The organism is Indibacter alkaliphilus LW1 (assembly GCF_000295935.2).
In the GTDB taxonomy this organism is placed as follows: domain Bacteria; phylum Bacteroidota; class Bacteroidia; order Cytophagales; family Cyclobacteriaceae; genus Indibacter; species Indibacter alkaliphilus.
The window spans coordinates 416,217-440,398 of the sequence record NZ_ALWO02000023.1 but is presented as its reverse complement, the minus strand read 5'-3'; the positions used below and the strand labels follow the sequence as shown (position 1 = coordinate 440,398).

Below are 24,182 nucleotides of genomic sequence, written 5' to 3'. Positions count from 1 at the left end.
AACTTAGCAAGCGTTTTTTTATGTCTGAAATTTTATGTTAAAAATTGCCTGGTCACCCAAATACTGCCACCCTTTGCCTAAAGGTCATAGATTTCCAATGGATAAGTACAACTTGCTTCCTGAGCAGTTGCTCTATGAAGGGACTGTCAAAGACGAAAATTTTTTCAGCCCTGATGCATTGGAAGAGCGTTGGATCACCAATACCCATCAAAGAGACTATCTCGAAAAGCTTAAAAACCAGACTTTGACTAAATCTGAAATCCGGAAAACAGGTTTCCCTCTTAGTGATGCATTGGTGGAAAGAGAAATACACATCATGCATGGCTCGGTAAAGGCAGCATTGTATGCTTTGGAATATGGTGTTGCGATGAATATTGCGGGAGGTACCCATCATGCCTTTACGGATAGAGGCGAAGGTTTTTGCTTACTTAATGACATTGCAATTACCGCCAATTACCTTTTGGAAAATGATTTGTCCCATAAAATCCTAGTGGTGGATTTAGATGTGCATCAAGGGAATGGCACTGCAGAAATATTCCAAAATGATAATAGGGTATTTACATTCAGCATGCATGGAGCGTCCAACTATCCCATGCACAAAGAAAAATCTGATCTTGATGTAGGCTTGCCCGATAAGATCGAGGACAAAGCTTATTTGAAAATTCTTGATGTTCACCTAAAAAGCCTGCTGCAAAAGGTGGAACCAGATTTTATGATTTTTCAGAGTGGTGTTGATGTATTGGAGTCTGATAAACTTGGAAGGCTTGGATTGAGTATTCAGGGGTGTAGGGAGAGAGATAAAATGGTATTTGAAGTAGCTCAGGAAAATCAAACTCCAATAATGTGCTGTATGGGGGGAGGGTATTCTGAAAGAATCAGTCAAATTATAGATGCTCATGCCAATACTTATCGTCTTGCACAGGAAATTTACTTTTGATTATGAAACAAAAATCATTAAAACGAAAATGGTTGACATATTCCATAACTGGGATTCTATTGATGGGATTTGCTTTAAGTTTATTAGGGGAGGCTATTATCCGAAAAGTGGAGTCAGTGGGGTTTTGGAGTTGGTTTGGGTTGGGAACAATAGCCTTGGCAGTTTTTTTTGCCGGGATTTCAATTTTTGGTCAAGCAGTGGTTTTCAAGTCCTTAATGGATCGATATGGTAGTGAGTAAGTGAGTGGATTAACTGTTTTTAACATTTGATAAAGAAGTGCAAATTTGTAGATACAATACTTTGTTTATATTTGCGCCAAGTTGAAAATTAAGAAAAAACATCGTGAAAAAATTAGTTAAAGTTATAGGCGTATTTGGTATTGTAGCCTTTGCCTTATCCTCATGCAACCAATCAGGTACTTCTGCAGACAGTTCTTCGGAAAGTAATGATGCAAGTGAAGTAAGTATAACAGACCTGAAAATCGCCTATGTGATGACTGATTCAGTGATTGCAAAATATGAATTTTTCAAAAAGAAATCTGAGGAAATCACCGAGAAGGGCAGAAAATTTGAGAGTGAATTGGGAAGTAGGGCTAGAGGTTTTGAGCAGGAAGTATCGAATTTTGAGCAAACTGCCAATTCAATGACTCCAAATCAAGCGAGAGCAAAGCAGGAAGACTTAATGAAAAAAGAAAGAAACCTGATGACTTACAGAGATAACCTGATGCAGGAACTTTCCGCAGATGAGGCAAATCTTTACAATGAGGTTTATGATAAAATAGCTGAATACCTGAAAGTTTATGCAGAAGAAAATGATCTTGAATTGATTCTATCCTACACTCGTGGAGGTGCAGTTTGGTACTCCAAAAAAGCATTGGATGTAACAGATCACGTCATTGAAGGAATCAACAAAGAATTTGAGGCTAAAAAGGAAACCAAATAGAATAACCTATAGTCTTAATATAAAAGATTGAAAGCCCGGTTTTAACTGGGCTTTTTTCATGTTATATAAATTGGTACTTTTGAACCTTCAAATTCTAAAAATATTTCCATGAAGATCACTGAATTTTTAAAACATAATTTCAAACATTTCAATGCAGCGGCACTTATCGATGCGGCTGAAGGTTACAAAACCCACTTAGACAATAATGGGAAAATGATGGTCACTCTGGCCGGTGCCATGTCCACAGCCGAGTTGGGGATTTCCCTTGCTGAGATGATCAGACAGGATAAAGTGCAGATTATCACCTGCACAGGGGCTAACCTTGAAGAAGATGTTTTTAATCTTGTTGCACATGATTATTATGAAAGAATCCCCAATTACAGGGATCTTTCGCCTGAGGAGGAACAGGACCTTTTAAACAGGCATATGAACAGAGTTACAGATACCTGTATCCCTGAAATGGAAGCCATGAGAAGGATAGAAGATGTGATCCTTGAAGAATGGATGAGGGCAGATCAGGCTGGTGAGGCGTTTTTTCCTCATGAGTTCTTTTACAAAATTCTGCTTTCAGGCAAAATGGATGAGTCATTCCAGATAGATCCTAAAAACTCCTGGTTGCTAGAAGCTGCCAAGAAAAACCTACCGATCATCGTACCAGGTTGGGAAGATTCTACGTTGGGTAATATGTATGCAGGTCATGTTATTTCTGGGGATATCAAAAATGTGCATACCGTCAGAAGTGGAATTGAATACATGATGTTTTTGGCTCAATGGTATACTGAAAATGCAACTGAGGATAGTAAAGTAGGTTTCTTCCAAATTGGTGGAGGTATAGCAGGAGACTTTCCAATTTGTGTTGTGCCAATGCTACATCAGGATCTTCAGAGGGATAATGTTCCTCTTTGGGGGTATTTCTGTCAGATTTCGGATTCTACCACTTCATATGGCTCTTATTCCGGCGCAGTCCCCAATGAAAAAATTACCTGGGGCAAGTTAGGTCTTGATACACCTAAATATATCATTGAATCAGACGCAACAATTGTGGCCCCATTGGTATTTGCCATAGTTTTGGATCAATAAAAAATGATTGACGTAATTAATTCTAACATTTTGAAAGCAAGTGGGTTATTTCTGCTTGCTTTTTGTATTTATGCGCCTTTGGAAGGCCAAACAATAAAGCCTCTCAAAGGAGTCAATACTGCCTATGATGAACATCATCCAGTACTGGCGCCCAATGGAGATTTATTTTTTTCTGTTGGGTTTCATCCCGAAAACTCCGGTGGACCAACGGATTATGGAGATGTTTGGATGAGTAGTAGGGACAAAAAAGGAGACTGGTCTAAACCACAGCGAGTTCCATCATTGTCCACTTCAGGAAATGATGTAGTGGTAGGCTTTCCTGATCCCATATCTATTCTTGTCTATCATGAGGGAAATGGAAGACCTCAAGGAATACATCAATATTCCAAATTTGGAAGTGAATGGAACTATTTACGCCCTTTGAATATGGGCAACTTCAGAAACAATTCCAAACATTTCGGAGGGCGTTTGAGTCAGGATGGTAAGACACTAATCCTCTCCATCAATTCTTTTGGGACATTCGGTAATGAAGACCTTTATGTAAGCTTTTTGATATCAGAGGGTAAATGGTCCTCCCCATTAAATTTAGGTGAAGTGGTCAACTCTTTTGGGCAGGAACAAACGCCATACCTTTCTGAGGATCAAAAAATACTGTATTTTTCTTCCAATACATCCGGAAAAAACAGGGGAAAGGATATTTTTTATTCAGAGAGACTTGATGATTCTTGGACAAATTGGACTGATCCCAAGCCTTTGAAGTTTGCAAATAGTATGGGGACAGAAATGAGTTACATGTTGTTGGATGCTACCGATTCAATGGCTGTGTTTTCTACAACCCAAAACTCTGAAGGTTTTGGAGATTTGATGACAGTCAAGTTTGAGGCAATCATTCCTTCAAACCTGCTTGCTCAAAACCCTGAAGACAAAACTGATGAGGAAGAAAATATACAACTTTCCAATTTGTCCGAAGTAGAGGAAGCCCTCTCAGAGACCATGGAGCAGCAGGAAGACCTTTTGGTAGTGATAGAGGAACAGAGCCTGGAAAATGAAGTTGATACTCTATTGGAAAAAGTAGAAAGTATTTCAAAACCGGGAGATGAAATTGGTATAATTAGGGTATTGGATGCTGCGAGCATGGAAGAAATTCCTCATAAAATAACATTGATAGGAGAAAGGGGAAATAGAATGGATTTGGAGGACCAACAGGATCTTGCAGAAGCTCTTGAATCAAATCAATGGTCATCAATTTTTGTTTCTTCCAAAGGTTTTATTCCCAAGGAATTGGCTCCTGAAACTTGGGAAAATTTAGAGGATCAGGTTTTATTGATGCAGCCTGCTGCTGCAGGAGCTTCGATTGTTTTGAATAGTATTCAATTCAATAGGGGCACTGCTGATTTTGCAGATGCAGTTTCCATACAGGTCTTGGACCAATTGGTTACATTTCTAAAAGAGAATGAAAGCTTGAAAATAAGACTAGAAGGGCATACTGATAACGCAGGTGACCCTGTGTTGAACAAAGACCTATCCCTTAAAAGAGCCTCAAAAATCAGGGGATATCTCACTCTCAATGGAGTGGAGTTTGAAAGAATTAGGATTTCCGGGTGGGGAGGCACTAGGCCTATTGCTGATAACAGTACTGAAGAGGGAAGAATTCAGAATAGAAGAGTTGAAATGATGATAGAAGGTTAGAGGAAACCTTCTATCCATCTAAATAGACTTTTTCAGGTAAAGGTCCATCTAAGGAAAGTTTTAGGGCTGCCATTTTAGACGCTTTTGCAACACAGACTTTCCAGGATTCTCCATCTAGCCAGGCTGAAAGAAAACCTGCCCAATAAGCATCTCCGGCACCTGTTGCATCTCCCAATACTTTGACTTCTTCTGCCGGGATACTTATTTTTTTTCCATCATCAGTCCATAGCATGCTTCCTTTTTTCCCCATTGTAAAACACACGATTTTTGCACCCCAATCCAGAATCGTTTGACAGGCAGATTCAGGGCTTATTTCTCTTCTGAAAATCCTTTGGCAATCATCCTGACTTACTTTTACAAAAGCTGAAAGGTTACAATAACTCTGAATCACATGCAAAGCTTCAATATGGTCGGGCCAGATAGTTGGTGCATAATTTAAATCTATACTGAGTTGAACACCAAGTTCCAAAGCTCTTCTTGCGCCTTCTAGAATAGACCTTTGTGACGGCTGACGGCTCAGGGCAAAACAAGTGGTATGGTACAAGCGTGAGCGCTCAAGGACATCATTGCCTATATCTTGGGAAAATATATAATGATCAGCTTCTCTGTAAGCAATAAAATCAGGAGTTCCATGAGTTCTGGAAAGCAGTACCAATGAAGTAGGGTACTCCGACCTTTCCTTAACACCTCTGGTATCCAAGCCCAATTTGTCCAACTCATGAATAAGATACTCCCCCATGCCATCCTTGCCAACGCTAGCAATCAAATGAGCTTTTTTGGTGAGTCTCTGCATATTTGCACCAAGATTGGCCGGGCTTCCTCCCTGAAACCTCCTAAAGGAATGGGTCCTGAATATTTCATCCCTAAATTCATGACCGATAAGGTCCACTAGCAGCTCTCCAACTACGATGATATCAATATCTTTTTGCATGTCAATCCATTAAATAAAATCCTTTTTGAATAACGTTACTGAGCAGCAATTGCCCTGCACCACTCCATGTGCACTGCTGTACTCCGCAAGGTAGATGAGAGCTTCCGTGAAAGCATTCATTGAACTCCCAATCATTCATGGAGTTGAGCTGGACTATTTGATTTGCAATTTCCTTAGCTTCTGCTTTCCCCTTGTGAAGAAAGGCCGCCACTCCCCAAAAACCGTTGACCATAGGCCAAATACCTCCATTATGAAACTCATGTGGTCTATTTCTGAATTCATACCTATAATTTTCCTGTAAAAGAGAATAATCAGAATCGCCTTCCATAATTGTTGGATAAAAGGCAGGGGCTAAGGTCCCGATTTTTTCTTCAGTCCATTTCAGACAGGTAATAGGGTCCGGATGAATTTTAAAAATCATGGCCAGTGCATTTCCCAAAAAATCAAAATAAGGTTGATAGCCTGCCGGATGAAATGAAGCTAAAAGCCAGGGAACTGTTCCGATACGTGCTTGAATTTTATTTTTGGCAACTGAATGAATACCTGAGGACATCCAATCTTTATGAAGAAAATAATTTTGATAAATTGCAATTTTGATTGCTTCAGATTTTTCCATCCAATTTGGCCTTTCCAATAATTGGGCACATAATCTTAGAGCAGCGTAGCGCAAAACCTGATCGTATAGAACATATCCATGCAATACATATTCATCAGCCCAGTCACCTGCAAGAGGAACATAAAGGAGGTTTTTGTTATTGTATTCCCAGGCTTGTTGCAATTGGATAACATTTTCAATTTCACTTTCATACCTGTCTATAAGATGTTTTTCACCGGTATATTTTACATAAAGACATAACCCAATCAGCCACCAGCTCCCTGCATCTGCCCTGCCTGCCAATCCACCGTAACTGACCCGTCCAGAATTTATATCTACATTGGAAGGAACATGACCTTGCGGGCTGATGTGATTTCCAAGAGTAATCAAAGTTTGATGAAAAGTATAAATCAAATCATTCTCTCTACTTGACAAAGCTGCAATACCTGTTATCACCCCATCTCTTGCCCAGACCCGTTTGTAATTATCTTTTTCAATTGCTGATGCCAAAAATCCCGTTCGGTGGGAAGCTCTGCGCAAAAGACCCAATGCCGCTTCATTTGCTATCTGAATATCCATACAATGACAAAGGTTATAATAAGAAGAAACACCGAAAGTATTCGGAAGTTTTTGTACCATGGTAAGGCAGCCAAAGAAGCAGTTTCATCTGTATAAATCTTATTCTTCCAAGTGTAATCCCTGATTTTTTCATCACTGGGACGCTTACCGGAAAAACTGATCAAAACATATACTACTGCACAGAATGAAAACAGTAAGGGTGCTGTATGTAAAAAGTGCATTTGGGCTATTCCTGATTCGGGCATGCTCACATTGATAAAGATCAGGACCGCGGCAGTTGCAAAGCCAGTAAGCAAACTATAAAAAGCACCATCTGCATTTCCCCTTTTCCAAAACATGCCAAAAATAAAAACAACCACCACAGGAGGAGCAATAAGACCTACTACCATTTGCAGGTATTTGAAAAGTGAATCAAATTTTTCAATCTGAGGAGTCCAAGCTGCAGCGAGCAAGACTAAAATAACCGTGGCAATTTGTCCAACTCTTACCAATTGTTTGCTGTCCAGTCCAGGCCTCAGGTTTTTCACAAAGTCCATGGTTATCAATGTAGAGGCTGAATTCAAGGTCGCGCTAATACTTGAAGACATGGCTGCAAGCAAACCTGCCATCAAGAGACCTATTAGGCCTACTGGAAGTAAATTAAATACCAATTGTGGAAAAACTGTATCTGGATTATCCAACTCCGGAAAAATCACCCTAGCCATTGTTCCTGGCAAAACCATGAAAAACAAAACCGGTAATTTAAGCAAACCGGCAAACAAGGCTCCCCACCTGCCATGATTGAGATCTTTAGCTGTCAATATCCTCTGAACCATAAACTGATTATTTGCCCAAAAGTAAAAGCCGAGTAGGGGCACTCCAAAGATAAGCCCCGTCCATGGAACGGAAGGATCATCAATAGGCCTTATCAGGCTTACCATTTCTGGTGGAGTTACCGCCATGACATTCTCCCAGCCGCCCACTTCCCGAAAGGCGACATATGTTAGAATAAGTGAACCTGCCAACAGCAATATCGCTTGTATGACTTCTGTCTGAATCACCGAAGATAACCCTCCAGGTATGGTATATGCGGCGGCGGCAGCAGCCAATATCATTATAATTACAGTCATACTGATATCCGGAAAAACTAACTTGAGAATTAAACTGCCGGCATAAAGACCTGCGGCTGTCTCTATTAAAACATTTCCGATAAGAGTTATAAATGAAAAATAGTATCTGCTTCTTCTATCATATCTGCGCTCAAGAAATTCCGGCATAGTAAACACTCCTGATCTTAGATAAAAAGGAAGAAAGAAAATGCTGAAAAAAACCAAAATCACAGCTGCCATCCACTCATAATTATAGACTGAAATTCCGGTACTGTAGGCATCCCCCGCCAGACCAATCAATGTTGTGCTGGAGATATTTGCTGCAAAAAGAGAAATCCCTACTACTGGCCAAGTCATGCTCCTTCCTGCCAGAAAATAGTCTTCAGAACTTTCTCGCTTTGCATGATAAAGGCCATACACAATCATCCCAATCAAATAAATGATGATGATGATTAAATCCAGGTAACCTATAAGCTCCAGATTCATGTTTTAGAAGTTTTTGAAAATTTGAAACAAACAAATCATGCTAGTAAAAGGCTTTACCAAATTAACTATTGAAATACCCTAGGGAAGTAAATTATTTATTCTTCAAGGTGCAAACCTTTAAAAATTTCAATCGTTTGCACAACCCATTGCAGGAGTCTTATTTAAAGTGGTTCTAAATAATTATCATTTATGAAAACCACTTTTTGGAAAAGCGTATTATAAGAACTAATATTATCCGTTTAATGCACCCATAAATGACCGAAAAAAGAAAGCTTACTTTAAAAGACATAGCCAGAGAATTGGGGATATCTATTTCTACCGCTTCCAGGGCATTGAAAGAGCATCCGGATATTGCTGAAGACACTATCAGGTTGGTAAAAGCCTACGCAGAAAAACATCACTATGTACCCAATACCCTTGCTGTTAATTTTAGAAAAAACAGAACCTTTAACCTTGGATTAATCGTGCCCGAGCTTGTACACCATTTTTTTTCTACGGTCATCAGCGGAGCCATTGATACAGCAAAGAAAAACGGTTATAATATTTTGGTCAGTCAATCCAATGATATCCTTGCTGATGAAGTGATGGCATGTAGAACAATGTTGGCAAGCAGTGTGGATGGTTTATTGATATCCATATCAAATGAGACTGTAGAGGGAGTGCATTTGAAAGAGTTTTTGGAGGAAGGTAAGCCTGTTGTACAGTTTGATAAAATTACAGACCATCTCAATACGCCAAAAGTCATTGTGGATGATTTTAACGGGTCTTATATGGCTGTCAAACATTTGATAGGACAAGGCTTTAGAAAAATCGCCCATATCAGAGGCAGAACGGAGGTGAAAAATGCCAGTGAGAGAGCCATGGGGTATAAGCAGGCCTTGCTTGATCACGGACTTGAACTTCGTGAAGAATGGGTAAAAGGATGTAAACTAATACATGAGCAAGAGGGATATGATTTTTGCAAGGAATTGATGGAAAGTAAGAATCCTCCAGATGCCATTTTTTGTATCACTGACCTTGTTGCTATGGGTGTTTTGAAATACCTGAAAGAAAAATCAATCCAAATCCCCGAACAAGTGGGAGTGATGGGTTTCAGCAATTGGAAACTGGCTGAAATAGTCAACCCCGGGTTAAGTTCTGTGGATCAGCATGGCTATGAGATGGGACAAAAAGCTGTTTTAAAATTGATCGATTTGATCAAAAATCATGATGTGGAAAATGATGAAATCATAGAATTGAAAACTAACCTGATCATAAGAGGTTCTACCACTTCAACCAAGAACTCTGACAAGGTAACATTACAGTAATATTTAGGTAAAGATTTTATAATATTTCTTCAGTATTTCAAAGGGTAAATCATATCTTTGTCGCAGATCAAAAAAGATATGGAGACACTATTTTCTTTACTACTTCTTACCACTCTTTATGGCCTGACATTTCTTTCACTTTTTCCGGATAAGTACCTTAGAAAAATTTCCCATTTCAATCACCACAAAAATGTTCCCGAGTACCTCAAGTTTTCATTATCTACCCCCATTTTCTTTTCATTTTTGATGGGGTATACATTGGCATCGGCGATGCTGTATTTTATAGCAGTTTAGTGACTCTCCATTAAGTCCCAAAAAATTTAAGACCAAATTGCTCTACAATCTTTGTGGGCACTGATGTTTTCTTTCTATCTTTAGATTCAACCAGAATTGATTTTTTGTGGAAAAGAAAAATATTTTACCTCTTGTTAAGGAAGAAAAATGGCTTGGTGACTTTGCAAAGGAAGTTTATGAGCGTTACCAAAGGTATTTGGATACCATCAAAAGTATAGAGTATGATTTTGGGAGTATTCTTGAGTTTGCCAGAGCTCATGAATATTATGGAATCAACTTTGATTCTTTTCGCAATGGATGGGTTTACAGAGAGTGGGCTCCTTCGGCATATAATTTATTTTTGATGGGGGACTTCAATGGATGGGATAGATACAGTCACCCATTGAGGAAAAACCACAGAGGGGATTGGGAAATCTTCCTGCCCTTTGACCAATTTAAAGATCAATTTACCCATGGGTCAAAGGTCAAAGTCCATGTTGAGGGTAAAAATGGAGCTTTGGACAGAATTCCTGCATATATCAGGCGGGTAGTTCAAGATGAAAAATCGCATGACTTTGCTGGACAGCTATGGTTTCCCGAGGACACTTTTATCTGGACAGACTCTGCTTTTGATCCTAGTGAAAACTTGGAACAGCCACTTATTTATGAATGCCATATAGGAATGGCTCAGGAAAAAGAAGGTGTAGGTACTTATAGGGAGTTTGCAGAAATAACACTTCCCAGAATTAAAAAGGCAGGATATAACACCATTCAAATGATGGCCATTATGGAACATCCTTATTATGGTTCATTTGGATATCATGTTTCTAATTTTTTTGCTCCAACCTCAAGATTTGGCACACCCGAAGATTTGAAATTCCTGATCAATGAAGCCCATAATATGGGTATTTCGGTTATTATGGATATAGTACATAGCCATGCTGTGAAAAATGTCAATGAGGGCTTGAATGAATTTGATGGTTCTGATCATCTTTACTTTCATCCGGGAGGGAGAGGCTATCATGAGGGCTGGGACTCCAAATTATTTGATTATGGCAATCAGAATGTAAAACAGTTTTTACTTTCCAATGTCAGGTATTGGATGGAAGATTTTCACTTTGACGGATTCAGGTGGGATGGAGTTACTTCCATTCTTTATTTGCACCACGGTCATGTTTCTTTTGATAGTGCTGAAAAATATTTTAATGACGGGGTCGATTGGGATGCAGTCATTTACCTTCAGCTGGCCAACAAACTCATTCATGATTTTTCCTCACAGGCCATTTCTATAGCTGAAGAGGTGAGCGGAATGCCAGGACTCTGTAGACCTCTCAAAGATGGAGGAATTGGCTTTGATTTCAGGCTTGGGATGGGTATTCCTGACTTTTGGATCAAAACACTCAAGCACAAGCCTGATGAACACTGGGATATGTTCGAAATGTGGCATGAACTTACCAATAGGCCCAAGAGAGAAAAAACAATAGCTTATGCAGAATCTCATGACCAAGCATTGGTAGGGGATAAATCCATAGCCTTTTGGCTCATGGATAAAGAAATGTACTCCAGTATGACCAAACTACAGAATTCATTGGTAGTGGATAGGGGAGTAGCTTTGCACAAAATGATCAGGCTGATCACCATAGCCCTCGGAGGAGAAGGGTATCTCAATTTTATTGGAAATGAGTTTGGACATCCTGAATGGGTGGACTTTCCCAGAGAAGGAAACGAATGGAGTTATCAGTACGCCAGGAGGCAGTGGTCTTTGGTGGATTCTGAGCACCTGAGGTATTATGATCTCAATATGTGGGATCAGGCGATGATCCAATTGGTAAAGGAATATAAAATTTGTGCTTCTCCGCATGCCAATCAACTGTTTTTAGATGCAGAGAAGAAAATATTGGTTTTCGAAAGAGCAGGTCTGATCTTTATTTTCAGCTTTAATGTATCAGATTCTTACTTTGGATATGAAGTCAAGGTTCCTGAACTTGGAGAATATATAATTATCTTAAATTCTGATCACAAAGATTTTGGTGGTTTTGGTCGGGTAGAAGACGATTTAACTTATCCCTGTAATGAAGAACAGCAGTTGAAAATTTATTTACCGAATAGGTCTGCGATGGTTTTAAAGAAAAAGTAATAAAAGAATTAAAACAAAATGGGCCCCTAAACGGGGCCCACAATTATACAATGACTTAATCAACTAAACTAAACTTATTTATTAAGAAAAGCTTTACTCTCCGTATGAGATCAAAGAAATTCTATTGTCATTGCGTGTTCAACTAACTTTACCAACGACATAGACATTTTTAAGTTCTGTCAAATTTTAAAAATTCCCGATTTTACTGATCAGCGGTTTTTTCGCCTATTTGGTGGCAATAAATTCATCCAAATTATCATAAAACCAATCAGGCTCGTCGTAAAAAACAAAATGATAAGCCTTGTCAGCTAAAAGAAAAGTTACATTTTCAATATTTGCCAATTGGGATTTATACCCAGAAGCAACGGACTCTTTGGTAGCTCCATAATTTTTGTAGGCTGCCCAAGCTCCAAATACCAAAACAGGTATCTTAATTTCAGATACTTTGTCCCGGATATCTGTAAGAAACATTTCCCCGTAGGCTTGGCCAATCACTTCAGGGTTGGAATCTATTCCCATTTGCACTACTTTTTCTCTTTTTGAGTCAGTAGCGATCATCGTAGATACGATCATTTCCTGCGTAGCCCTGGCACTGTTTTCATCACTGTTGGCAAACTGGGCTTTCATAGCATCTACCATGGGCTGGGCGGTTTCAGGGGTGATTCCTGGCATTTGCAAAACAGGAAAATAAGGTACACCATCCACAGAAACTATTTTTCCAAATAGATCAGGCTCTTCTGCCGCAGCCCAAAGACCTAAAAAGCCTCCCATGCTGTGTCCAATAAGAATGGGCTTGGTCAAAGTATTATCCTTCACGTATTGGATTACTTCATTTTTGATTTGAGCGAGAATATGCTCAGAGCTTTCAATTTCCTTATTACCAAAGCCTTTGATACTGACCAGGTGCAATTCATATTGACTTTGGTACCTCTCTACTGTTTCGTCCCAAACCCCTTTACTGGAAGACATTCCATGGATCAGTATTATTGGCTGCCCATTTCCTACTATCTCAGTAGAAATGAGTCGTTGGGCAAATAGCTCACTAATGGGTATCAATACAGATAGAATTAACAGTAGTTTGATTTTTAGCAATACTGAAGTTTTCATAAGATTATTTGTTTTGTGATACCCAAAAATGAAACAGTCATTACTGTTAGAAAAAAATCTTTGACCACTGTCTCTCTTATGCTGACCAGTTGTTTTTTACTCAGTGAATGGCGCAGAGCAGTTTTTGATCAGATGAGTCGTGTGTAAAAAATGGTCTATCCTGCAATTGATCAATGATCAAATACTTTTGGTCAAGAAAACTGTATAGTTCGTACTTTTTATTTTACATTCATATTCAAAATCTATTAAAATATGATTTGGTGGACATTATTCCTGATAGCTATTGTTTTTTACACTTTATATGTAGCAGGGGCTTTTAAAGATTCCAAAAAGTAATGAGATGACATTCAGCGCCGCAATCCATTTGGAAAATTCCGGTTTATTAAAAAAACTTTTAAAATTGAAGTTTCACCATTTTCTTTTTTGGGGTTTTTATTTTGTCTTTTGGGTATGGGTATACAGATCCATGTACAGCCAACTTTCGGATTTGCTGTGGGTTACAGGATTCTATACAGTTGCCAATGCATCCATTTATTATATTTCGTATTACATTCTCATTCCCAAGATATTCAAGCCCAAAGGAATTTTTCTTTTTATTTTATCTTTTTTGATGCTAGGTATTTTGTTGGCTTTGCTCATGTATTTTGGAATACAGTGGATATTAGTAACGGATCTCAAAGAGTTTTTTCAAGCAAGTTTTGTCCAGATTCTTATGATATATTTTTCCAGTAATATCTTTACAGGGGCTATTTTATTGGGCTTTAAAGGTTTTGTTGATAACCGTAAAATGCAAAGGATCAACGAGCTAAAGGAGAAAGAAAGGGTAGCGTCGGAACTGGAATTCCTAAAATCTCAGGTCAATCCACATTTTTTATTCAATGCCATCAATTCGGTTTATGTTTTGATCCGTATGGATCCGGAAAAAGCATCTGATACCCTGATCAAACTGAGTAATCTTTTACGTTCACAACTCTATGATTTTTCTGTGAACAAAATAGATATTCTGAAAGAACTCGAATATTTAGAAAATTACATAGATCTGGAAAAGATCCGAAAGGGAGAGAGGATGGACATAGATTATCAAGTGATAGGGAATTTAGAAGGCTTTAAAATCGCTCCATTGGTTTTGATTCCATTTTTGGAAAATTGTTTCAAGCATCTTTCCTCCCACGTCGATAAGAAAAATATGGTCAAGCTCCACTTATCAAAAAGAGATAATCAGCTTATGGCTTATTTTTTCAATACTAAAGACGAAAGCGGATTCGATAAAAGACCAGGAGGATTGGGACTGAAAAACATCAAAAGGAGACTCGAAATCCTATACCCGAAAAATTATACCCTGACTATAAAAGAAGAAAAGGATACTTTTGAAGTATGGCTAACCCTCAACATTGACTAAGATGAAGATTAAGACCATTATTGTAGAAGATGAACCTCTTGCCCGGGAAGGGTTGAAAAATTATATGAGGGAAATTACGCAGCTTGACCTTTTGACTACTTGTGAAAATGCACTGGAAGCCAATAAAATATTGCAGGAGAATGAAGTTCACCTGATGTTTTTGGATATCCAAATGCCTAAAATCACAGGGTTGGATTTTTTAAAATCCCTTCAAAAGCCCCCCATTGTAATTATTACTACTGCCTATCCTAATTATGCATTACAAGGTTTTGAATTGGATGTGGTAGATTATCTTGTCAAACCTTATTCTTTTGAGAGATTTCTTAAAGCAGTCAACAAAGCTTCTGATGTTTATAAGTTGAAATTTAGAGATCTAAAGCCACCCGAACCAATATCACATAAGGACCATATATTCGTGAAAGTTGATGCCATGCTCAGACGCATCAATCTTGAGGACATTGTCTATGTAGAAGGTATGGAAAATTACTTGGCCATACATACTGAAAAAGACAGGTATATCACATTGATGACCATGAAAAGTCTTGAAGAGTCATTACCTTCCTCATTTTTGAGAGTACATAAGACCTACATTATTTCCAAAGATAAAGTCCAGGGAATCATAGGAAATGAATTGGACATGGGCAAAATGAAAGTTCCTTTTTCCAGAATCCGAAGAAATGAAATCATAGAGTTGCTGACCGGAGGTCAATGAAAAAACGGAAGGCATTTTTGACCTTCCGTTTTGATTATATTCCAGGTACAAACTTATGGTCAATGTTCATGTAATATTCTAAATTATGTTTAGGAGGTTCAACCCCTTCAGGTAATGGTAGTCCAGAATATTGTCCAAAGTACAATAACACTGCATCTCTCCACCATTCGGCTTCTTCAGCCTGAATTTCCATAAAGGAGAGTACATGCTCAAACCTATACTTATCAACATGCTTTTCAAGATTTTTCCAAGTTTTGATATTTTCTCTGGCCTCATTGACTCCTTTTTGGTAATGGAGGGCTATTTCATCCCAGAGTATATTTCCTGACTTCATTTGATGCTCCCAAGGCAAATGGTGAAACCAAAGCAGGAATTTTTCAGGCACCAAGTCCAAGTCTCCCCATTTTTCCTGTAATTCTGGAGTATATTGTTCAAGTGCATTGCTTCCACTTAAAGTCCTGTCAAAGCCCATTCCTTTTTCACTGGCATTGTGGTAGTAGGTTGAAGTCCAATCCGCTCTACCTCCACCTGTAACCCAAGGACCCGGGCCATAGTGATGGCTTCTTGCCATAATATGATGAATACCTAAAGGAGTCATATAATTAACGACCATTTCATGTGAATTGAGCATAAGTTTCTTGACAGGTTCTACAAATTCTCTTTCAGTAGTAAAGGTCAGCTTGATCCAGTCTTCTGCTATCTTTTCTGAACTTTCCCATGGGTTCCATGCTAACTTCCCATAAGCATACCAATTGGCTTGATGAAAATGATGGCCTGTCCAATTGCGGTCAGTTCCTACATTGGCAACACCAGCCATACCTGTTAGGGAATAGTTATGAAGACTTCCATCAATTACTTTAGCAACTTCAGAACCTTCTCCGTTGATATATGTATCCTCCTTGAGCACTTCTTCATACATGGGAGCTAAAAAGGCCAAATGTGTATCATGCCCCAAATACTCCTGAGTAATCTGGAATTCCATCATCAGTGGCGTATTGGGCATAGCTCCAAACAAGGGATGAAATGGTTCTCTTGGTTGAAAATCAATTGCGCCGTTTTTTACTTGGACGATGACATTTTCTCTAAATTCACCATCTATGGGTACAAATTCATTGTAAGCCTGTTTATGTCTGTCATCAGGAGTATTTTCACTGTAAACAAAAGCTCTCCACATGACTATACCACCAAAAGGCTTTACCGCATCTGCTAACATATTAGCTCCTTCGGCCTGTGTCCTTCCATAATTATGCGGTCCAGGTTGCCCTTCGGAATCTGCCTTGACCAGAAAACCTCCAAAGTCAGGTATGTATTCATAGATTTCTTTTGCCTTATCTTTCCACCATTGTTTGACAGCTTCATTCTGCGGGTCAGCCGTCTCCAAGCCCCCGATTTCTATTGGAGAAGAAAACCTTGCTGTCAAATAAAGCTTGATACCATAAGGTCTGAAAGCATCAGCAAGAGCTTGTGCTTTTTCAAGGTAATAGGGAGTTAGGATCAGAGCATTAGCATTGACATTTGTTATGGCTGTCCCGTTTATCCCAAGGGAGGCGTTGGCTCTCGCATAATCCAGATACTGTTGGTCAATGTGTCTGGGTAACCTGTGCCAGTTCCAAATACTGAAACCCGAATATCCTCTTTCTACTGTTCTGTCCAAGTTGTCCCAATGGTTGAGTACTCTATGCTGCACTTTAGGGGAATCAACAATTCCGGTTTCTGAGAGAGGGTTTGACTTTTGCATTTCCTGCAATAATCTGAAAGTTCCATAAAGCAGGCCAAATTGACTGTTTGCTGTGATGACGGTCTGGTTATCCGAAGAGAAAATATGAAAGCCTTCTTCTCCCAATTTCGAGGAAGCTTTACTTGCCAAATAGGAGGGAAGTTGCTCTTTTAGAGCAATCACCAAGCTTGGATTTTCTTTGGAAAAAGAGGGGTTTTGTCCAAAAAAACCCTCAGCGGCGATATTCAGCTCATTTTTGATTATATCTAATGTTTCATTTTCCCCTGCTATGCTGACTTTTTTCAACATATCTTGCTGCCAAGCTTGAGGATTTTCAATAGGGTAATATTGTAGCCAAAGTTTATAGCCATCATTTGCAGAAAGCATTATAGGCAACAGAAGAATTGCTATTGTGGTAAATAGTTCTCTGATCATTTTAGGTTTAAAATTTAATAGGTTAGACTAATTTTCGCTTGGAGGATTCACGGATGATTAATTCTGATCGAAGTGTGATTTTATTTGTAGTTTTCAACATACTCTCAGATTTATCATCCAGGTGGTTGATGAGGTTTTTCATCGCAATTTCCCCCATCTCATATCCAGGATAATTAATGGTTGTAATATTAGGCTCTACAAGTCTGGAAATCACATCATTATTGAATCCTACTACAGCGATATCTTGAGGTACTTTGAACCCTTCGAGCTTAAGCTGTCGAATACAACTTGCAGCACAGGCATCATTGGAGACAAAAAGCCCATCAATAGGTTTATCTAAGTTTTTGACTTTTTGTACAATATCATAACCAGCTTCTTCATTCAGGTCTGCATGGATTATCAATTTGTCATCATAGGGGATTTCATGGTCCAAAAGGGCATATTTATAACCTTTGAGCCTTTCACTGTAGACATTGACTTTAATATTTCCCAGTACATGGACTATCCTTTTGCAACCTTGATCAATCAAATGTTTGGTGGCTTGGTAGGCTGCATTCAAATTATCTATTGTCACTCCTAATATTTCTTCCAAACTACCGACCCTGTCATAAAAAATGAGTGGGATATTTTTCTTGATAAATGGTTTAAAATGAGCCAAGTTATCCGAATTGCTTGCCAATGAAACAATTAACCCATCTACCCGGCTATTGAACATTGTCAAAGTATTGGCAATTTCTTTTGCTTCAGACTCCATCGATTGTGAAATAATCAGGTTATACCCTGCTTCATTCGCTACCTTTTCCATACCTGCAATGACAGATGATTGAAAGGAGCTGTTAAGTCTGGGAACAATGACTCCTATGTTATTGGTTTTTTTACTTCTTAGATTGGATGCAAAAACGTTGGACTGATAGCCCATGTCCATTGCCGCTTTGTAGATTTTCTTTTTGGTCTTTTCATTGACAGCAGGATGATCATTCAATGCTCGACTAACTGTGGTGGGTGAAACGCCAAGATCTTTGGCTATATCATAGATGGTGATTTCTTTATCCATGGATAAATGAGGGTTAAGCTCAATACTGTATTAACTCAAATATCAAATCTATGAGATAAGATCTTTTATTCAAATTTATTTTTATGAAATCGGTAACATAATTATTTTGGGACATAAATAAGCGAAAAAATAAAATAATATTTTATATAAATGGATATTTAAGTATTGAATCACTTGGATAAAGGAATCAATTTTTCCCTTTGGTTTTAAAAATCAAACTCTTCTATTATAGCATTCAAAAGGGGAAGAAAATCCAAACAGTAAAATGAAAAAAAGAAAAAGCGGCCTTAATTATTAGGCCGCTTCTAGGTTTAACAGGCAAAATTTTAACTTATGGCTTCTTCATAGGGTCGATGGTTTGAATCGTTCCATCTTCATTGTGAGTCATTTCTGCCATTTTGATATTTCTTAAATGGGTTTCTCCTGATATCTCAGTATCATGATAGAAGATATACCAAGTGTCATCTACTTTTGCGATGGAATGATGATTTGTCCAACCTTGAACAGGTTTCAAGATAACCCCTTCATAGGTGAAAGGTCCATATGGAGAATCTCCTATGGCATAGGCTATGTTATGCGTATCCCCTGTTGAATAGGAAAAGTAATATTTACCATTGTGCTTGTGTACCCATGCGGCTTCAAAAAACCTTCTTTCATGGTCACCAGCTTTGATAGGAGATCCATCTTTGTCAAGAATCAAAACTTGTTTTGGCTCTTCAGCAAATTGAAGCATGTCATCACTCATTTTAGCAATCATAGGAGCAATAGCCGGTTCATCGTCAGCGGGTTCATCATCATAGGGTAGGTCTCCGGTAGAAACATATTTTCCTGTTCTCCACTTTTGAAGCTGACCGCCCCATATACCACCCCAATACATATAATACTCATTACCATCCTGAAAAACAGCCGGATCCATGCTGTAACTCCCTTTAATGGGTTCTGCCTCTGCTTTGAATGGGCCTACAGGACTGTCGGCCACGGCAACTCCAATTCTGAAAATATCATCATGGTCTTTGGCAGGGAAATAGAAATAATATTTTCCGTCCTTCTCAGCAGCATCCGGCGCCCACATTTGACGTTTCGCCCAAGGAACATCATCTACATCTAAGATTACACCGTGATCAACAGGTTCTGAATCCGGTGAATCCATAGAAAAGACATGGTAATCTCTCATGTTGAAATGTGCTCCGGAATCATCTTGTTTGATTTCAGATTCGACATCATGTGAAGGGTAGATGTAGATCTTTCCATTGAATACATGCGCAGAAGGATCTGCTGTGTAAATATGGGAAACCAAAGGCTTAGAAAGGTATTTACTTTCTTCTTCAATTTGAGCAGATTCCTCAGTAGTGGTATTCTGGCCACAAGAAAACAGGAGGAATGCACCCATGCCCATGAAGAGAGGCTTTTTGATGAGTTTTAGATTCATAGGTTTAAGGATTTATTAATAAATTGAAAGACCTAAATTAAAGAAATTGAAATCGGTTTCAAAATTTATCGTATCAAGGAAAATGCCCTATATTGAATTTTGAAGATTACCTTTTTGCAGGATTCATCACTTGGGGTTTGAATTTGATGGTCTAGATTAGCGTACTATACAATTCCGGCCCAAATCAAAGCTGCTTCCGCACCTCTAATTTCGGCGAGGCCTTTGAGGCGTCCAATCGCAGTATAGCCTGGGTTGATGATGGGCTTGTTCAAATCATCCAACATTTGGTGTCCATGGTCGGGCCGCATAGGAATCGAGATTTTTCTTATTTTCTGAATTTTGAGAATTTCGGCAATTACTGCTTCCATGGGGACATTTCCATCCAAATGATTGTCTTCAAAAAAGTTACCTTCCTCATCTCTTCGGGTAGATCTCAAATGGATAAAGTGAATATATTTTCCAAACTCCCTGATCATCGCAACAAGATCATTATCCGCTCTCACTCCATAAGATCCTGTGCAGAAAGTGAAACCATTATGCCTACTTGAATTATCTTGAATGATTCTTTTCATGTCTTCAGCTGTAGAAACCACTCTGGGTAAACCAAAAATATCGAATGGAGGATCATCGGGATGAATGGCTAGAAAAACTCCATTCTCCTGTGCTGTTGGAATGATCTCATCCAAAAACAACTTTAAGTTTTCTGCCAACTCTTTGCGTCCAATGTTCCGGTAAGTAGCCAACGCTTCCTTAAACTGCTCCATCGTATAACCTTCCTCTGAACCTGGAAGACCTTTGAGAATATTATCCTGAACTCTCTTCAGCTCATCCTCTGATGCATTTTCGTAGAAGTCTTTAGCTGCAGCAATTTCCTGGGCACTGTATTCTCTTTCTGACCCCTCTCTTTTTAAAATAAACAGGTCAAAAGCCGTAACTTCCTTTTTGACAAAAAACAAAGCCCGCGCGCCGTTGGGCAGAGGGTGGGCCAACTTGGTTCTTGTCCAATCCAATATGGGCATAAAATTATAGCAAATTCTAAATATCCCCTCGGAAGCGAGGTTTCGGATAGTTTGCTTATAATTCTCAATCAATTCCTGAAAATTTCCTGAACGGGTTTTGATTTTTTCATGAACAGGTACAGACTCTACCACATCCCAGGAAAGCCCTGCTGATTCGATCAGTTCCTTTCTTTTTCTGATCTCCTCAAGAGGCCAGGTTTCACCATTTGGAATTTGATGCAAAGCTGAGACAATTCCCGTTGCGCCTGATTGAAGGATATCGGTCAAGCTTACAGGGTCTTTAGGACCATACCAGCGCATGGTCTGTATCATTTTGTAAATCATTATATTTAGATATTAGATGCGAGAGACTAGGAGTGTGACACAAGAGTCAAGAAGGTAAAATGTGGGCTTTTTATCAATCAAGCTTTCTATTTGTTCCATTTTGGCAGTTTACCTGTTATTTCCACAAACTCTTTTAACATTTCTACCTGTTCTTTTTTTTGGTTGTCTTTGCCATCTGTTACATACCAATACACGTCAAGTGCGTCAGTTTTGTCTTTGATTGTTTGGTAGGTCCAACCAGTATTTCTTGGGTTTTTGTCAAAATGGAGCCCGTTCACGATTTCATTGTAAAGTCCACCCGAATTTGAGAATCCGATGTATACTAATTCAATTTTACCATTTCGTAGTTCTAGAACTTTAAACACACCGTCTTTATCCTTTGGAGCGGTACACACTTTTTCCAATTCATTTTTTGGTTCAAAAAAAAAATGACCGTTTTCTTTATACTTTTTAGGTTCCTGAAACATTTTTTTTCGCTTTTTTCATTAAATTTTAAATCTGTTTTTCTGAATAAAATGAGGAGTGTCTATCACCGGGATTTATTTCATTTGGTATTTGGGCTCCTCCCCAAATTCTCTTAACCAGTGAAGAGTCAGCCAATACAATACCCCATGCAACCTACACCCCTGAATATGCCGAAAATCCACCGTCTACAGGAATGATTGTTCCTGTGACAAACTTAGAAGCATCTGAACATAGCCACTGCAAAGCCCCTAAAAGATCTTCAGGATCTCCAAAACGTTTCATAGGTGTATGGGTAATAATTTGGTTACCTCTTTGCGTAAGGTTTCCATTATTTTCCTGTAACAGGTTTCTATTTTGTTCGGTGAGGAAAAATCCAGGTGCAATAGCATTAACCCTGAAAAACTCCCCATGTTTTGAACAAAGTTCAACCGCTAACCATTTTGTAAGGTTGTCAATGGCTGCTTTTGCTGATGCATATCCTGCTACTCTTGTCATAGGTCTGCTGGCAGCCATTGAAGAGATATTGATGATATTACCCTCACCTTTGGGTAACATGAGTTCCAAGAATACTTTGCAAGGAATCAAGGTCCCCTGGTAGTTGAGATCCATTACTTTTCTCATAGCTTCTATGGAGAGGTCATGAATGGTCTGGTCAGGCTGAACGATGGCTTCCGGCATGTTGCCCCCTGCAAGGTTGATTAGTATATCAACTGTTCCAAAATGCTCCCTGATTTGTGCAGCTGCTTTTTTGACTTGCTCTTCCTTGGTCACATCAGCCAGGTAACCGTCCGCACTTCCATCAAAAGACCTGATTTTATCTAATAATCTCTCAACTTTTGAAGCAGTTCTACCTATGATAATTACTTGGGCCCCCTCTCTTGCAAAATGGGTAGCAATAGTTTCTCCTAGTACACCTGTAGCACCTGTGATTACTATTTTTTTATTTTTAATCTTAAATAATGACATCTCTGTATATTATGGAAAGTTGAAATAATTCTTGGCATTATGGTAGCAAATATCCTGTATGATTTTGCCAACCCATACTTCGTCACGCGGCAATTCGCCTTTTTGCATATCCCGTCCAAACAAGTTACAAAGTATCCTTCGGAAATACTCATGTCTAGGAAAAGAAAGAAAACTTCTGGAATCAGTTAGCATTCCAACAAATGTGGCTACCAAACCCATATTGGAAAGGGTATTGATCTGCCTTTCCATTCCATCTTTCTGATCTAAAAACCACCAGCCTGAACCAAACTGTATCTTTCCTCTGATACTGCCATCATTGAAATTACCGGACATGGTGGCAAATATCTCATTATCAGAAGGGTTAAGGTTGTAAATTACTGTTTTGCAAAGATGATTACCTTTATCCAAATGATCCAAAAATCTGGATAGTGCTGTCGCTTGTTCATAATCTCCTATGGAGTCAAACCCTGTATCCGGCCCTAGCTGTCCAAATTTGCGGCTGTTGTTATTTCTCATGGCCCCTAAATGAAATTGTTGGGTCCAGCCTTTTGAATGGTACATTTTACAGAGTGCCGAAAGCACATTGAATTTAAAGAATTGGATTTCCTCCTGACTGACCTCAGACCCTCCAGTTACCTTAGCAAATATATGCTCAGGATTAAACTTTTCATTTTCAAAAAAATAAAGTTTCTCCAGTCCATGGTCTGACAATCTACAGCCATTTTCATGAAAAAAGTCAACCCTGTCTTTTAAGGCTTGCAAAAGATCAGAGTAATTTTTGATTTCAATTTTTGCCACATTGCCTAACTTTTGCAAATAGGTCTTATATATACTGGGGTTTTCTATACTAAATGACTTGTCAGGCCTAAATGTCGGGTACATCTTGGTAAATGCTTCATTTTTGGCATAAGCCATGTGATGCTTGAGGTCATCTGCAGGATCGTCTGTCGTACAGACAGTTTCTACTTTCATTTTCTCCATCAAAGAGAGAGTGGAAAAAGAGCTGGAATTGATTTTTGAGGTACATTCATCATAAATCCTTGGCCCGCTTTTTTCATCCAATAAAGAAGGCTCTTCAAAATACCTAAGTAATTCCAAATGGGTCCAATGGTAAAGTGGGTTTCGTAGCGTATAGGGAACCGATTCAGCCCATTTCATAAATTTCTCTTGATCTGGGGCATTACCAGTGATGAAGGATTCATCTACTCCCAAAGTTCTCATCGCCCTCCACTTATAATGATCTCCCGCCAACCATATTTGGCTCAGGTTTTCAAAAACCTTGTTTTCGGCAATAGCGTCAGGAGGAAGATGATTATGGTAATCAATGATAGGGCAGGGGAAGGCATATTCATGATACAGCCGTTTTGAGAACTCGTTTTCCAATAGAAAGTGCTCTGAAATGAAAGCATGATGGGTTGCTGCAGTAATTTGGGTAGTCATAAGTCAATAGGTTTGCAAAATAATTTTAACACTTTTATATCGGTTTGTAAACCAATTCGTGATTTTTAATT

At 38.8% G+C, this 24,182-nt stretch carries 21 protein-coding genes; 10 read left to right on the top strand and 11 right to left on the bottom strand.

Annotated features, from left to right (window positions below):
* The first annotated feature begins 34 nt into the window (after positions 1-34).
* From A33Q_RS06125 to A33Q_RS06105, 5 genes are all read left to right on the top strand, one after another.
* Positions 35-937 carry a histone deacetylase family protein gene (locus tag A33Q_RS06125; protein WP_009032636.1) on the top strand — a complete coding sequence of 301 codons (903 nt, stop codon included), beginning with the start codon at positions 35-37 and terminating at the stop codon, positions 935-937.
* 32 nt (positions 938-969) lie between these two features.
* Positions 970-1,176, top strand: a complete 207-nt coding sequence (locus A33Q_RS06120) for a hypothetical protein (RefSeq protein ID WP_016254761.1) — start codon at positions 970-972, stop codon at positions 1,174-1,176.
* A 103-nt stretch (positions 1,177-1,279) separates the two neighbouring features.
* Positions 1,280-1,879: an OmpH family outer membrane protein gene (locus A33Q_RS06115; protein ID WP_009032634.1), complete on the top strand. Its 600-nt coding sequence runs from the start codon at positions 1,280-1,282 to the stop codon at positions 1,877-1,879.
* A 108-nt stretch (positions 1,880-1,987) separates the two neighbouring features.
* On the top strand, positions 1,988-2,959 hold the full coding sequence (locus A33Q_RS06110) for a deoxyhypusine synthase family protein (RefSeq protein WP_009032633.1): 972 nt from the start codon (positions 1,988-1,990) through the stop codon (positions 2,957-2,959).
* A gap of 3 nt (positions 2,960-2,962) precedes the next feature.
* Entirely contained in the window at positions 2,963-4,648 is a 1,686-nt protein-coding gene (locus A33Q_RS06105) for an OmpA family protein (RefSeq protein WP_009032632.1), read from the top strand.
* A 10-nt stretch (positions 4,649-4,658) separates the two neighbouring features.
* Here the strand turns inward: A33Q_RS06105 and A33Q_RS06100 are convergent, their stop codons facing one another.
* Genes A33Q_RS06100 through A33Q_RS06090 form a run of 3 tightly spaced genes read right to left on the bottom strand, consistent with a single transcriptional unit; the run spans position 4,659 to position 8,327 of the window.
* Positions 4,659-5,579, bottom strand: coding sequence for a carbohydrate kinase family protein (locus tag A33Q_RS06100; protein ID WP_009032631.1), 921 nt, complete (start codon positions 5,577-5,579; stop codon positions 4,659-4,661).
* Position 5,580: 1 nt separating this feature from the next.
* Positions 5,581-6,753 carry a glycoside hydrolase 100 family protein gene (locus A33Q_RS06095; protein ID WP_009032630.1) on the bottom strand — a complete coding sequence of 391 codons (1,173 nt, stop codon included), beginning with the start codon at positions 6,751-6,753 and terminating at the stop codon, positions 5,581-5,583.
* Positions 6,738-8,327 (bottom strand): sodium:solute symporter, encoded by a 1,590-nt coding sequence (locus A33Q_RS06090; RefSeq protein ID WP_009032629.1) that lies wholly within the window; start codon positions 8,325-8,327, stop codon positions 6,738-6,740. Before A33Q_RS06090 ends, A33Q_RS06095 begins: the two co-directional genes overlap by 16 nt.
* Positions 8,328-8,581: 254 nt before the next feature.
* Between A33Q_RS06090 and A33Q_RS06085 the strand changes: the two genes are divergently transcribed.
* The 3 genes from A33Q_RS06085 (at position 8,582) to A33Q_RS06075 (ending at position 12,044) form a co-directional block, all read left to right on the top strand.
* On the top strand, positions 8,582-9,634 hold the full coding sequence (locus A33Q_RS06085; RefSeq protein ID WP_009032628.1) for a LacI family DNA-binding transcriptional regulator: 1,053 nt from the start codon (positions 8,582-8,584) through the stop codon (positions 9,632-9,634).
* Between the two features lie 78 nt (positions 9,635-9,712).
* The gene (locus A33Q_RS06080) at positions 9,713-9,928 is read left to right on the top strand and encodes a hypothetical protein (protein WP_016254759.1); all 216 of its coding nucleotides are present in this window, start codon (positions 9,713-9,715) and stop codon (positions 9,926-9,928) included.
* Positions 9,929-10,034: 106 nt separating this feature from the next.
* Positions 10,035-12,044 (top strand): alpha-amylase family glycosyl hydrolase, encoded by a 2,010-nt coding sequence (locus A33Q_RS06075; RefSeq protein ID WP_009032626.1) that lies wholly within the window; start codon positions 10,035-10,037, stop codon positions 12,042-12,044.
* A gap of 225 nt (positions 12,045-12,269) precedes the next feature.
* Here A33Q_RS06075 and A33Q_RS06070 read toward each other — a convergent pair whose 3' ends face one another.
* Positions 12,270-13,151, bottom strand: coding sequence for an alpha/beta fold hydrolase (locus tag A33Q_RS06070; RefSeq protein WP_009032625.1), 882 nt, complete (start codon positions 13,149-13,151; stop codon positions 12,270-12,272).
* Between the two features lie 340 nt (positions 13,152-13,491).
* Between A33Q_RS06070 and A33Q_RS21495 the strand changes: the two genes are divergently transcribed.
* Positions 13,492-14,550, top strand: coding sequence for a sensor histidine kinase (locus A33Q_RS21495; RefSeq protein ID WP_009032624.1), 1,059 nt, complete (start codon positions 13,492-13,494; stop codon positions 14,548-14,550).
* A gap of 1 nt (position 14,551) precedes the next feature.
* Positions 14,552-15,262: a LytR/AlgR family response regulator transcription factor gene (locus tag A33Q_RS06060; RefSeq protein ID WP_009032623.1), complete on the top strand. Its 711-nt coding sequence runs from the start codon at positions 14,552-14,554 to the stop codon at positions 15,260-15,262.
* Between the two features lie 34 nt (positions 15,263-15,296).
* On the opposite strand, the gene A33Q_RS06055 is transcribed toward A33Q_RS06060, so the two are convergent.
* The 7 genes from A33Q_RS06055 to uxaC all read right to left on the bottom strand — a co-directional run bounded on the left by A33Q_RS06055 (position 15,297) and on the right by uxaC (position 24,111).
* The gene (locus A33Q_RS06055) at positions 15,297-17,414 is read right to left on the bottom strand and encodes an alpha-glucuronidase family glycosyl hydrolase (RefSeq protein ID WP_009032622.1); all 2,118 of its coding nucleotides are present in this window, start codon (positions 17,412-17,414) and stop codon (positions 15,297-15,299) included.
* 22 nt (positions 17,415-17,436) lie between these two features.
* Complete coding sequence (locus A33Q_RS06050) at positions 17,437-18,468, bottom strand: LacI family DNA-binding transcriptional regulator (protein WP_016254758.1); 1,032 nt, start codon at positions 18,466-18,468, stop codon at positions 17,437-17,439.
* Positions 18,469-18,799: 331 nt separating this feature from the next.
* Complete coding sequence (locus tag A33Q_RS06045) at positions 18,800-19,897, bottom strand: glycoside hydrolase family 43 protein (RefSeq protein WP_009032621.1); 1,098 nt, start codon at positions 19,895-19,897, stop codon at positions 18,800-18,802.
* A gap of 164 nt (positions 19,898-20,061) precedes the next feature.
* A complete protein-coding gene (gene uxuA, locus A33Q_RS06040) occupies positions 20,062-21,240 on the bottom strand; it encodes a mannonate dehydratase (protein ID WP_009032620.1) in 1,179 nt (392 codons plus the stop codon).
* Positions 21,241-21,326: 86 nt separating this feature from the next.
* Complete coding sequence (locus A33Q_RS06035; protein WP_016254757.1) at positions 21,327-21,707, bottom strand: hypothetical protein; 381 nt, start codon at positions 21,705-21,707, stop codon at positions 21,327-21,329.
* A 151-nt stretch (positions 21,708-21,858) separates the two neighbouring features.
* Positions 21,859-22,671 carry an SDR family oxidoreductase gene (locus A33Q_RS06030; RefSeq protein ID WP_009032618.1) on the bottom strand — a complete coding sequence of 271 codons (813 nt, stop codon included), beginning with the start codon at positions 22,669-22,671 and terminating at the stop codon, positions 21,859-21,861.
* A gap of 9 nt (positions 22,672-22,680) precedes the next feature.
* Entirely contained in the window at positions 22,681-24,111 is a 1,431-nt protein-coding gene (gene uxaC, locus A33Q_RS06025; protein WP_009032617.1) for a glucuronate isomerase, read from the bottom strand.
* Between the last annotated feature and the right edge of the window lie 71 nt (positions 24,112-24,182).

Coding starts and splice junctions, on each gene's coding strand:
- A33Q_RS06125 (WP_009032636.1), top strand. CDS start 35: ATGTTAAAAATTGCCTGGTCACCCAAATACTGCCACCCTTTGCCTAAA.
- A33Q_RS06110 (WP_009032633.1), top strand. CDS start 1,988: ATGAAGATCACTGAATTTTTAAAACATAATTTCAAACATTTCAATGCA.
- A33Q_RS06105 (WP_009032632.1), top strand. CDS start 2,963: ATGATTGACGTAATTAATTCTAACATTTTGAAAGCAAGTGGGTTATTT.
- A33Q_RS06100 (WP_009032631.1), bottom strand. CDS start 5,579: ATGCAAAAAGATATTGATATCATCGTAGTTGGAGAGCTGCTAGTGGAC.
- A33Q_RS06095 (WP_009032630.1), bottom strand. CDS start 6,753: ATGGATATTCAGATAGCAAATGAAGCGGCATTGGGTCTTTTGCGCAGA.
- A33Q_RS06090 (WP_009032629.1), bottom strand. CDS start 8,327: ATGAATCTGGAGCTTATAGGTTACCTGGATTTAATCATCATCATCATT.
- A33Q_RS06085 (WP_009032628.1), top strand. CDS start 8,582: ATGACCGAAAAAAGAAAGCTTACTTTAAAAGACATAGCCAGAGAATTG.
- A33Q_RS06080 (WP_016254759.1), top strand. CDS start 9,713: ATGGAGACACTATTTTCTTTACTACTTCTTACCACTCTTTATGGCCTG.
- A33Q_RS06070 (WP_009032625.1), bottom strand. CDS start 13,151: ATGAAAACTTCAGTATTGCTAAAAATCAAACTACTGTTAATTCTATCT.
- A33Q_RS21495 (WP_009032624.1), top strand. CDS start 13,492: ATGACATTCAGCGCCGCAATCCATTTGGAAAATTCCGGTTTATTAAAA.
- A33Q_RS06060 (WP_009032623.1), top strand. CDS start 14,552: ATGAAGATTAAGACCATTATTGTAGAAGATGAACCTCTTGCCCGGGAA.
- A33Q_RS06055 (WP_009032622.1), bottom strand. CDS start 17,414: ATGATCAGAGAACTATTTACCACAATAGCAATTCTTCTGTTGCCTATA.
- A33Q_RS06050 (WP_016254758.1), bottom strand. CDS start 18,468: ATGGATAAAGAAATCACCATCTATGATATAGCCAAAGATCTTGGCGTT.
- A33Q_RS06045 (WP_009032621.1), bottom strand. CDS start 19,897: ATGAATCTAAAACTCATCAAAAAGCCTCTCTTCATGGGCATGGGTGCA.
- uxuA (WP_009032620.1), bottom strand. CDS start 21,240: ATGATTTACAAAATGATACAGACCATGCGCTGGTATGGTCCTAAAGAC.
- A33Q_RS06035 (WP_016254757.1), bottom strand. CDS start 21,707: ATGTTTCAGGAACCTAAAAAGTATAAAGAAAACGGTCATTTTTTTTTT.
- A33Q_RS06030 (WP_009032618.1), bottom strand. CDS start 22,671: ATGTCATTATTTAAGATTAAAAATAAAAAAATAGTAATCACAGGTGCT.
- uxaC (WP_009032617.1), bottom strand. CDS start 24,111: ATGACTACCCAAATTACTGCAGCAACCCATCATGCTTTCATTTCAGAG.